The sequence below is a fragment of the Flavobacterium sp. LMO8 genome (assembly GCF_009495755.1).
Classification (GTDB): Bacteria; Bacteroidota; Bacteroidia; order Flavobacteriales; family Flavobacteriaceae; genus Flavobacterium.
This window is the reverse complement of record NZ_WIBJ01000006.1, coordinates 162,837-174,125: the sequence shown is the minus strand read 5'-3', so window position 1 is coordinate 174,125 and position 11,289 is coordinate 162,837. Positions and strand designations below refer to the sequence as shown.

Annotated in this window: 5 protein-coding genes, 2 tRNA genes and 3 rRNA genes; 6 read left to right on the top strand and 4 right to left on the bottom strand. The window is 38.8% G+C overall.

Annotation, left to right across the window (positions count from 1 at the left end; translation table 11 throughout):
* Positions 1–806 precede the first annotated feature (806 nt).
* From GFJ94_RS01205 to rrf, 5 genes are all read left to right on the top strand, one after another.
* Positions 807–2,320, top strand: a 16S ribosomal RNA gene (locus tag GFJ94_RS01205).
* Between the two features lie 86 nt (positions 2,321–2,406).
* Positions 2,407–2,480 (top strand) — tRNA-Ile (locus GFJ94_RS01200).
* 88 nt (positions 2,481–2,568) lie between these two features.
* A tRNA-Ala gene (locus GFJ94_RS01195) sits at positions 2,569–2,642 on the top strand.
* Between the two features lie 133 nt (positions 2,643–2,775).
* A 23S ribosomal RNA gene (locus GFJ94_RS01190) occupies positions 2,776–5,654 on the top strand.
* Between the two features lie 169 nt (positions 5,655–5,823).
* Positions 5,824–5,933: ribosomal RNA gene (gene rrf, locus GFJ94_RS01185) — 5S ribosomal RNA — on the top strand.
* The 16S, 23S and 5S rRNA genes sit together here with 2 tRNA genes alongside, the layout of an rRNA operon.
* Before the next feature lie 429 nt (positions 5,934–6,362).
* Here the strand turns inward: rrf and GFJ94_RS01180 are convergent.
* The 4 genes from GFJ94_RS01180 to GFJ94_RS01165 form a co-directional block, all read right to left on the bottom strand.
* A complete protein-coding gene (locus tag GFJ94_RS01180; RefSeq protein ID WP_153199587.1) occupies positions 6,363–7,772 on the bottom strand; it encodes a rhodanese-like domain-containing protein in 1,410 nt (469 codons plus the stop codon).
* Positions 7,773–7,833: 61 nt separating this feature from the next.
* Positions 7,834–8,616, bottom strand: a complete 783-nt coding sequence (locus tag GFJ94_RS01175) for a sulfite exporter TauE/SafE family protein (protein WP_153199586.1) — start codon at positions 8,614–8,616, stop codon at positions 7,834–7,836.
* Positions 8,617–9,249, bottom strand: a complete 633-nt coding sequence (locus GFJ94_RS01170; protein ID WP_153199584.1) for a Crp/Fnr family transcriptional regulator — start codon at positions 9,247–9,249, stop codon at positions 8,617–8,619.
* Positions 9,250–9,305: 56 nt separating this feature from the next.
* A complete protein-coding gene (locus GFJ94_RS01165) occupies positions 9,306–10,556 on the bottom strand; it encodes an FAD/NAD(P)-binding oxidoreductase (protein WP_153199582.1) in 1,251 nt (416 codons plus the stop codon).
* A gap of 159 nt (positions 10,557–10,715) precedes the next feature.
* On the opposite strand from GFJ94_RS01165, the gene GFJ94_RS01160 reads away from it, so the two are divergent.
* Positions 10,716–11,285 (top strand): hypothetical protein, encoded by a 570-nt coding sequence (locus GFJ94_RS01160; RefSeq protein WP_203228635.1) that lies wholly within the window; start codon positions 10,716–10,718, stop codon positions 11,283–11,285.
* The last annotated feature ends 4 nt before the right edge of the window (positions 11,286–11,289 follow it).

Sequence of the window (11,289 nt, the reverse complement as noted above, 5' to 3'; positions counted from 1 at the left end):
AATCTCCTGCGCAGCAGGCTGTAGCTTAACGCAGTTAAGCTCACAACCTGAAACCTGAAACCATTCTATATATAGTATTAATCTTCTCCATTCAAAATAAACCAATACTTCTGTAGAAGAAATTCCCTCTTCGAAGGGGTTAGGGGGATGTAGCCACAGTATTTAAAAACTTCACTATTCAATATTCGTTAATCGTTATTCACCATTCAAACAATCCCCTTTTGTGTGCTTAGTACTTTCCTTGTGTCCTTAGTGGTTAAACTTTAAAAAAACTTTCTATATTAAATCCTTGTTATCAGCGTGTTAAGAAAAGCGTCAAAAAAAAGAATAAAAAAAGAATTAAAAAGGCTTGTGAGAATAAAAAAGATTCCTACTTTTGCACCCGCATTAGAGCAGAAGTTCACACACAAACTGAAAGATTAAACAAATCAAAAAAAACTTTAAAAAAAGTTAAAAAAAGATTTGGATAATAAAAAGTAAAGGTAGTATCTTTGCCGACCCGAAACGCAAGAATCGGAGCGTACAAGTTCTTAAAAATAGTGGTAAAGTGGTCGTGAAAAAATAAACAAAATATTTTTTCAAAAAAGCTTGCCAGATAAAAAAAGAGTTGTACTTTTGCACCCGCTAACTGAAACAGTGGCGAACAAAAAAAAAGAATGACACGTTCATAGACATATTGAATTGACAGCACAAAATTACAGCGATGTAATTTTGAAAATTAAGAGAGAGTAAGATTTTTCCAATATTATTGAAAAGACTAGCGACTTGAATCGAAACATAAGTTAGATTTATCTAACAAACAATATACGATGAAGAGTTTGATCCTGGCTCAGGATGAACGCTAGCGGCAGGCCTAACACATGCAAGTCGAGGGGTAGAGTTCTTCGGAACTTGAGACCGGCGCACGGGTGCGTAACGCGTATGCAATCTACCTTATACAGGGGAATAGCCCAGAGAAATTTGGATTAATGCCCCATAGTATTATTGAATGGCATCATTTGATAATTAAAGTTCCAACGGTATAAGATGAGCATGCGTCCCATTAGTTAGTTGGTAAGGTAACGGCTTACCAAGACAATGATGGGTAGGGGTCCTGAGAGGGAGATCCCCCACACTGGTACTGAGACACGGACCAGACTCCTACGGGAGGCAGCAGTGAGGAATATTGGTCAATGGGCGCAAGCCTGAACCAGCCATGCCGCGTGCAGGAAGAAGCATCTATGGTGTGTAAACTGCTTTTATACAGGAAGAAACAACGCTACGTGTAGCGTCTTGACGGTACTGTAAGAATAAGGACCGGCTAACTCCGTGCCAGCAGCCGCGGTAATACGGAGGGTCCAAGCGTTATCCGGAATCATTGGGTTTAAAGGGTCCGTAGGCGGCCTTATAAGTCAGTGGTGAAATCTCCTAGCTCAACTAGGAAACTGCCATTGATACTGTAAGGCTTGAATTTTTGTGAAGTAACTAGAATATGTAGTGTAGCGGTGAAATGCTTAGATATTACATGGAATACCAATTGCGAAGGCAGGTTACTAACAAACGATTGACGCTGATGGACGAAAGCGTGGGGAGCGAACAGGATTAGATACCCTGGTAGTCCACGCCGTAAACGATGGATACTAGCTGTTCGGATTTATCTGAGTGGCTAAGCGAAAGTGATAAGTATCCCACCTGGGGAGTACGCACGCAAGTGTGAAACTCAAAGGAATTGACGGGGGCCCGCACAAGCGGTGGAGCATGTGGTTTAATTCGATGATACGCGAGGAACCTTACCAGGGCTTAAATGTAGATTGACAGGACTGGAAACAGTTTTTTCTTCGGACAATTTACAAGGTGCTGCATGGTTGTCGTCAGCTCGTGCCGTGAGGTGTCAGGTTAAGTCCTATAACGAGCGCAACCCCTGTCGTTAGTTGCCAGCGAGTCATGTCGGGAACTCTAACGAGACTGCCAGTGTAAACTGTGAGGAAGGTGGGGATGACGTCAAATCATCACGGCCCTTACGTCCTGGGCCACACACGTGCTACAATGGTAGGTACAGAGAGCAGCCACTGCGCGAGCAGGAGCGAATCTACAAAACCTATCTCAGTTCGGATCGGAGTCTGCAACTCGACTCCGTGAAGCTGGAATCGCTAGTAATCGGATATCAGCCATGATCCGGTGAATACGTTCCCGGGCCTTGTACACACCGCCCGTCAAGCCATGGAAGCTGGGGGTGCCTGAAGTCGGTGACCGCAAGGAGCTGCCTAGGGTAAAACTAGTAACTAGGGCTAAGTCGTAACAAGGTAGCCGTACCGGAAGGTGCGGCTGGAACACCTCCTTTCTAGAGAAGAAACGAGAAGCTATCTTTACGATACGATAAATATTACTCTCGCTGTTAATTCAAATAATACAAATAAGTAAAAACAGAGTCTCGTAGCTCAGCTGGTTAGAGTACTACACTGATAATGTAGGGGTCCCCAGTTCGAGTCTGGGCGGGACTACAATGTTTTACTTATAAGGAAATTTTAGAGGTTGAGTAACCGTTTGAAGTACTGTTAACTGATAACTGTTAACTGAACACTAAAAAACGGGGGATTAGCTCAGCTGGCTAGAGCGCCTGCCTTGCACGCAGGAGGTCATCGGTTCGACTCCGATATTCTCCACAGTTCGCCTCGGCGAAAAAAGTTCATTGACATATTGAGATAAAAATATTTAAAAAGTAGAAAGTACAGTAGATGCGTGATTTATTACGTATTTATAAAGAAAGTCCTATTTTTATTTATAAAAATAGGCGGCACATAAGCAAAATAAGGGCGTATGGGGGATGCCTAGGCTCTCAGAGGCGAAGAAGGACGTGATAAGCTGCGAAAAGCTACGGGGATTGGCACACACGAATTGATCCGTAGATATCCGAATGGGGCAACCCAATGCATTGAAGATGCATTACCCGATAGGGGGCAAACCCGCTGAACTGAAACATCTAAGTAGGCGGAGGAGAAGAAAACAAAAGTGATTCCGTAAGTAGTGGCGAGCGAACGCGGATTAGCCCAAACCAGAGTTGTTACGGCAATTTTGGGGTTGTAGGACCACGACATTCTATGCGGATTGAACCGGAATTACCTGGAAAGGTAAACCAAAGAGGGTGATAGTCCTGTATGGGTAAGAGAAGATATAGATAGTGGTATCCTGAGTAGCGCGGGGCACGTGAAACCCTGTGTGAATTTGGCGGGACCATCCGCTAAGGCTAAATACTCCTGAGAGACCGATAGTGAACCAGTACCGTGAGGGAAAGGTGAAAAGAACCGTGAATAACGGAGTGAAATAGATCCTGAAACCATACGCTTACAAGCGGTCGGAGCCCTTTCGTGGGGTGACGGCGTGCCTTTTGCATAATGAGCCTACGAGTTACCGTTGCTGGCAAGGATAAGTACTTATGGTATGGATCCGTAGCGAAAGCGAGTCTGAATAGGGCGCTTTAGTCAGTAATGGTAGACGCGAAACCGTGTGATCTACCCATGGGCAGGTTGAAGCTGTGGTAACACATAGTGGAGGACCGAACCGGTTGACGTTGAAAAGTCTTCGGATGACCTGTGGGTAGGGGTGAAAGGCCAATCAAACTCGGAAATAGCTCGTACTCCCCGAAATGCATTTAGGTGCAGCGCTGGGTATAAGTTATATAGAGGTAGAGCTACTGATTGGATGCGGGGGCTTCATCGCCTACCAATTCCTGACAAACTCCGAATGCTATATAATGTTTACCAGCAGTGAGGGCATGGGTGCTAAGGTCCATGTCCGAGAGGGAAAGAACCCAGACCATCAGCTAAGGTCCCCAAATATATGCTAAGTTGAAATAACGAGGTTTGTCTGCCCAGACAGCTAGGATGTTGGCTTGGAAGCAGCCATTCATTTAAAGAGTGCGTAACAGCTCACTAGTCGAGCGGACGAGCATGGATAATAATCGGGCATAAGCATATTACCGAAGCTATGGATTTGTAGTAATACAAGTGGTAGGGGAGCATTCTAAACTGGGTCGAAGGTGTGATGTGAGTCATGCTGGACTGTTTAGAAAAGAAAATGTAGGCATAAGTAACGATAATGCGGGCGAGAAACCCGCACACCGAAAAACTAAGGTTTCCACAGCTATGCTAATCAGCTGTGGGTTAGTCTGGTCCTAAGGCGAACCCGAAAGGGACAGTCGATGGCTAACGGGTTAATATTCCCGTACTACTTATAATTGTGATGGAGAGACGCAGTGGTGAAAGTACCGCGAACTGACGGAATAGTTCGTTAAAGCACTTAGCTATAGGCCCGGTAGGCAAATCCGCTGGGACTGGTGAAATGCGATAGTACACGGAGTCTTCGGACAAAGTGATAGTGTACCTAAAGGCTGCCAAGAAAATCTTCTAAACTTAGATTATAAGTACCAGTACCGTAAACCGACACAGGTAGTTGAGGAGAGAATCCTAAGGTGCTCGAGAGATTCATGGCTAAGGAATTAGGCAAAATGGACCCGTAACTTCGGGAGAAGGGTCGCCAGCAGCAATGCTGGCCGCAGTGAAAAAATCCAGGCGACTGTTTATCAAAAACACAGGGCTCTGCAAAATCGTAAGATGAAGTATAGGGCCTGACACCTGCCCGGTGCTTGAAGGTTAAGTGGAGATGTTATCTTCGGAGAAGCATTGAAATGAAGCCCAAGTAAACGGCGGCCGTAACTATAACGGTCCTAAGGTAGCGAAATTCCTTGTCGGGTAAGTTCCGACCTGCACGAATGGTGTAACGATCTGGATACTGTCTCAGCCATGAGCTCGGTGAAATTGTAGTAGCGGTGAAGATGCCGCTTACCCGCAGTGGGACGAAAAGACCCTGTGCACCTTTACTATAGCTTAATATTGACCTTGGACACGTGATGTGTAGGATAGGTGGGAGACTGTGAAGTGGCGTCGCTAGGCGTTGTGGAGTCATTGTTGAAATACCACCCTTTGCTTGTCTGAGGCCTAACCCCGTAATGCGGGGGACATTGTTTGGTGGGTAGTTTGACTGGGGTGGTCGCCTCCAAAAGAGTAACGGAGGCTTCTAAAGGTTCCCTCAGCACGCTTGGTAACCGTGCGTAGAGTGCAATGGCATAAGGGAGCTTGACTGAGAGACATACAGGTCGATCAGGTACGAAAGTAGAGCATAGTGATCCGGTGGTTCCGCATGGAAGGGCCATCGCTCAAAGGATAAAAGGTACGCCGGGGATAACAGGCTGATCTCCCCCAAGAGCTCATATCGACGGGGGGGTTTGGCACCTCGATGTCGGCTCGTCACATCCTGGGGCTGGAGAAGGTCCCAAGGGTTGGGCTGTTCGCCCATTAAAGTGGCACGCGAGCTGGGTTCAGAACGTCGTGAGACAGTTCGGTCTCTATCTACTGTGGGCGTTAGAAATTTGAGTGGATCTGATTCTAGTACGAGAGGACCGAATTGGACTAACCGCTGGTGTATCTGTTGTTCCGCCAGGAGCACTGCAGAGTAGCTACGTTGGGAAGGGATAAGCGCTGAAAGCATATAAGCGCGAAACCCACCACAAGATGAGATTTCTTTTAAGGGTCCTAGAAGATGACTAGGTCGATAGGCTATAGATGTAAAGGCAGTAATGTCATAGTCGAGTAGTACTAATAACCCGTTAGCTTATGTATAAATTCCTCCGCTACGGCGGAGGAAGAAACTTTCTGATCCTTTACAGGATGACAATAAATTTTATCTCAGTATGTTAAGATATTTGCAACGAAGTTGCAGTTAGGAGTTAAAAGTTATGAGTTTGGAGTTTTCTCCCTACTGTAAACTAGAAACTACCAACTAAAAACTTAAGGTGGTTATTGCGTCGGGGCTCACCTCTTCCCATTCCGAACAGAGAAGTTAAGCCCGATTGCGCAGATGGTACTGCAGTTGTGTGGGAGAGTATGTCGCCGCCTTTCTTTTGAAAAGCCCTATCAATTTTGATAGGGCTTTTTTGTTACCAATATGCCGTCCCTAAGGGACTCTAAATATAAAAACCACATGAATTGAGGTGGTTTGTTGTTTATATACTTTATAAAGGAATTTTTTGATGTAGCTAGTTCGGCTAAAGCTAGCTAGCATTAGTATATTTATTCTTAATGTGTGTTTTGTTACCAGTATATCGTCCCTACGAGATTGGAAAAAGTATATTTTTAAACTGAAAACCAATTCTGCGTTAGAGATAGGAGCATTTGTTTGAGCTCTTACTTAAAATTTCACAAAATTTTAAGTAAAGTGAGTGTGGATAGCCCTACCTGTCATTGCGAGGCACGAAGCAAAATGAAGAGTCTAAAAAAAAAACCGACTCTTGTTAAGAAGTCGGATTTATTATTTTATCTTAACTTGTTTTATTTCAACGTACTCGGACAAACAAAGGCTGTTAGGGGTGCATTTGTATTTCTAATTCCAGCCATACCTTTTTCTACGTTAATCATATTATGATAGCCTCTCGATTTTAAAATCGAAGACATAATCACAGAACGATAACCACCGGCACAATGCAAAAAGAAAGAATCTTCTTTTGGTACTTCGGCTAATTGTTCGTTTACATAATCTAATGGAATGTTCATTGCTTTTTCTACATGTTCAGCTTTGTATTCACTTGGTTTTCTGGCATCAACAACAATTGCGTTTTCATATTTTGAAGCAAATTCCTCTGGCGAAATTGATTCAATTGAATCGGTTTCAAAACCAGCAGCTTTCCAAGCATTTAGTCCACCATTCAAATATCCTAAAGTATTGTCAAAACCTACGCGCGATAAACGAGTAATGGTTTCAGTTTCCATTCCATCAGGAGTAATTAATAAAATGGGTTGTTTGGTATCTCTAATTAAAGCACCAACCCATGGCGCAAATTGACCGTGTAAACCAATGAAAATCGAACCAGGAATATGTTCTTTTACAAAATCATTTTCATGGCGAACATCTAAAACTAACGCTTCTGTTTGATTAGCAACTGTTTCGAATTCCTTTGGAGAAAGCGGTGTATCTGCCTTTGATAATACTGATTCTAAACTATCATAACCTTGAATGTTCATTAGTACATTTTGTGGGAAATAAGCAGGAGGAGGAGTTAATCCGTCTAACAATTCGGCAATAAATTCTTCACGAGTCATATCTGCTCTTAAGGCGTAATTGACTTTCTTTTGATTGCCTAATGTATCGGTGGTTTCTTTACTCATGTTTTTTCCGCAAGCACTTCCAGCTCCGTGATTTGGATATACAATTAAATCATCGCTCAAAGGCATAATTTTGTTGCGTAGTGAATCGTATAAATGATTTGCTAATACTTCTTGTGTTAAATCTTCCACTAATTTTTGAGCTAAATCAGGTCGTCCTACATCACCAATAAATAAAGTATCTCCAGTGATAATTCCGTGTTCTTTACCCGTTTCATCAGTTACTAAATAACATGTACTTTCTAAAGTGTGACCAGGTGTGTGAATTGCTTTAATTGTAACACCACCCACTTTAAATTCTTGTCCGTCTTTAGCTACAATACAATCAAAGTTTGGATTTGCTGTTGGTCCATATACGATTGAAGCTCCTGTTTTCTTAGCCAAATCTAAATGACCAGAAACAAAATCGGCATGAAAATGTGTTTCAAAAATATATTTTATGGTTGCATTTTCTTTTTGAGCTTTATCGATATATGGTTGTACTTCTCTCAATGGATCCACAATTGCTGCTTCGCCATTGCTTTCGATGTAATATGCTGCATGAGCAATACATCCTGTGTAAATTTGTTCTATTTTCATGTTTTTAAATTTTATTTTTTGTAAAATTATCTTTAATCTGTTGATATTGTTGTAACTAATGTTACATTTTAAATTCTTTAAATAAAATAAAGATTGCCATTAGTAAAACAAAATAAGCAAATCCTTTTTTTAATTGTACTTCATTTACATACTTGTTCAGATAAATTCCTATAAAAATTCCAACAATTGATATAGAAGTAAACGTTAGCAAAAATATCCAATCTATCGTAATATTTTGTATATCTCCAATAAATCCTATCAATGAATTCATTGCAATAATAAATAATGAGGTTCCAACTGCTTTTTTCATTGGTAGTTTTGCAAATAAAACCAAAGAAGGAATAATTAAAAAACCTCCACCAGCTCCAACTAATCCGATTACAATTCCAATTATAAAGGTTTGAATAATTAATGCTATAATTGATGATTTTTTACTTTCTATGTTTTCTGTTTTTTTCTTTTTTAACATAGAAATAGCGGCAAGTATCATAATAATTGCAAAAAATACCATTAAAAATGTACTCCTTGTTGTAACAAATGAATTTAGGGTTATTATTTTTGGTATTAAATTAACTAAATATCTTCGAGTTATATAAACAGCAATAAAAGAAGGAACGGCAAATAAAAACCCATTTTTAAAATCGACTAAATTTTTTCGACTATTTTGAAATGCTCCAAATGCTGAAGTTGTTCCTACAATAAAAAGAGAATATGCAGCTGCAGTTAATGGATTAATAAGCATTACATATACTAATATTGGAACTGTTAAAATGGAACCTCCACCACCAGTTAAACCTAATATCAATCCTATACATAATGCGCCAAAATAACCTAATAGTTCCATTTAAAATTGTAAAATTTCTATTTTATTTCGATGTAATTTAATTTTTCCTTGAATTTCTAAAGCTTTTAATAATCTTGAAATTACGACACGTGAAGTATGCATTTCATAAGCAATTTCTTGATGTGTGTTGTGTATTTCAGTATCACCTATAACTTTTGCTTTATCTGTTAAATATTTGTATAAACGTTCGTCTAAATTCATAAAGGCTAAAGTGTCAATAGCTTCAAGCATTTCCATTAGTCTTACATTATAGCTGTCAAAAACAAAGTTTCTCCACGTTTTATACTTGGTTAACCAATCTTCCATTTTTTCGACTGGAATCATTAAAAGTGAACCATTTGTTTCGGCAATAGCTCTTATTCTACTTTTTGATTGTCCCATACAACACGTTAAGGTCATTGCACAAGTATCACCACGTTCTAAAAAATACAATAATAATTCGTCGCCATTTTCATCTTCACGTAATATTTTTATGGCACCATTTAAAAGCAAAGGCATGGTTTTGATATAATCGCCAATTTCGATTAAATAATCATCGGCCTTAAATTCTTTGAAGGTAGCAACTTTAACAATTTCATCAATTAAAGCTTCTTCAAAAATATATCCGTAAGATTGGGTTAATATGTCTTTCATAAAATTTTAATTTCTGTAAAGGTACAGAATAACTTATAAGGGTTTTGTTAAGAAAATTACATTTTTCCTTTTAACATTTTATTCCAATACATGTAAGGAAGACCATATTTTTTCAGAATCCACATGCTCCATTTTTCTTTTGTAGTATCTACAAATTTTGATAAAAATGGATCAGAATCGCGTACGTTGTCATATTTGAATTCAGCAAGAACCATTTTTCCATAACCCGTTACTAATGGACAAGATGAATACCCTTCATAGATAGAATGACCTAATTTGTTTTCTTTTATCATTGTTAGTATATTTTCTACAACAACAGGAGCTTGTTTTCTGATTGCAGCACCTGTTTTTGCAGTAGGTAAAGCAGCAACATCACCTAAACTAAAAACATTTTTATGTCTCAAATGCTGGAGTGATAAAATATCAACATCTAACCATTTTTGTGCATTTGCTAATGATGAATTTCTAATAAAATCGGGAGCCATTTGTGGTGATGCCAAATGCAAAATATCAAAAGGCATTACAATTTCTGTCTCACCATGAAATTCTTCATTTAATACATTTCCTTCATTAATAACACATTGATTTTCTTCGGGAGCAATACTTTTAAAGTAAACTAATTTTTTTTCTCCATCAATTTTTACAGGGGCATAATGTGGTTTGAAATGAATACCATATCTGTAAATAACTTGCATTAAAGTATCGGCAAAAACCTTTACACCAAAAATTACTGAACCAGGTGTTGCAAATACAACCTCTGCATTTGTAATTTTCTTTTTTCTAAAATAATCTGCCGCTAAATAGGCTATCTTTTGAGGAGCTCCACCACATTTAATAGGAGTAATTGGTTGCGTAAAAACAGCATTTCCACCTTTGAAATTTTTAATTAATTCCCAAGTGTAATTTGGGTCGGTATAATTACTGCAAACACCGTTTTTACCAAGATTTTCTCTCAAGCCTTCAATTCCGTCTAAATCATATACTAATCCTGGAGATAGTACTAAGTAATCGTAAGCAATTTTTCCGCTTTTTTCTGTTGTTAAGCTATTAGTTTCTGGTTCTAATGAAACTACCTTGTCTTTGATCCAAATAGTCCCTTTTGGAATAACTGAAGACGTTGATCTTTTTGTTTTTTCAAAATTAAATGCACCACCACCAACAAGTGTCCACGCTGGCTGATAAACATGTACCTCTGATGGATCAATTATTGCAATATCTAAATTTTTATCTTTGCGAAGTAGTTGTGCAGCAGTCATTATTCCTCCAGTTCCTGCGCCAACAATTACAATTTGATACTTATCTTTCATTGTATTGAGTATTTGGTTAGTTTTGTAAAATTAAAAATTGAAAAATAAGAAAGTGTAACAATTGTTACATTTGGATTATTTTATTAATGATTTTATAATAAATTTTGATAAAAATTATTAGAGTTGTAATTTTTTAGTTTATAAATTAAGATATTTATTTTGAGTAAAATAAAATATAATCGTAATAATTTCCATAAACATACTTTTTGTGAGTTTATCGAAGTAGAAATAGTTACGATTCCCAATGTTGAATGGCATTATAAAAGTAAATCGGGTAGTGGGTATTTTTTTACGGATGAAGGTGTTTATCGTATTTCTAATCACTGGGGAAGAGCTGCGAATTGTAGATGGCGATTGATTTCAACTACAAGCGCAAGCGCAAGTTCAAGTTCAAAAATTAATAATAGTCAACATCGTGTTGGTTTTGCCAAGTGGACTGATTTTTACCCGAATAACGAGACCGAGAACTTTTTTTATGTGGAAGTAAATTTCGAAACCATTGAAGTAATGTTTCAACATAAAAACAATCCAAAATACGACGGAAAAGCTGTTTTAAGAAATGCTTCCGAAACTGCAAAAGTTATCCGTCAAATAAAAGAAATTTTGGAATCTGATACATGGGCAAAATATTTAGGTTATGAAGATTTGGAAGCACTTCGAAAAGATATAATTCAGAAGTTAATTACCACGAACCTTTCATTACAAACTATTAAAAAAGAGCTATATTAAAATT

Excerpts from the sequence above, each read along its gene's own strand:
- GFJ94_RS01180 (WP_153199587.1), bottom strand. The coding sequence starts at position 7,772 with ATGAAAATAGAACAAATTTACACAGGATGTATTGCTCATGCAGCATAT.
- GFJ94_RS01165 (WP_153199582.1), bottom strand. The coding sequence starts at position 10,556 with ATGAAAGATAAGTATCAAATTGTAATTGTTGGCGCAGGAACTGGAGGA.
- GFJ94_RS01170 (WP_153199584.1), bottom strand. The coding sequence starts at position 9,249 with ATGAAAGACATATTAACCCAATCTTACGGATATATTTTTGAAGAAGCT.
- GFJ94_RS01175 (WP_153199586.1), bottom strand. The coding sequence starts at position 8,616 with ATGGAACTATTAGGTTATTTTGGCGCATTATGTATAGGATTGATATTA.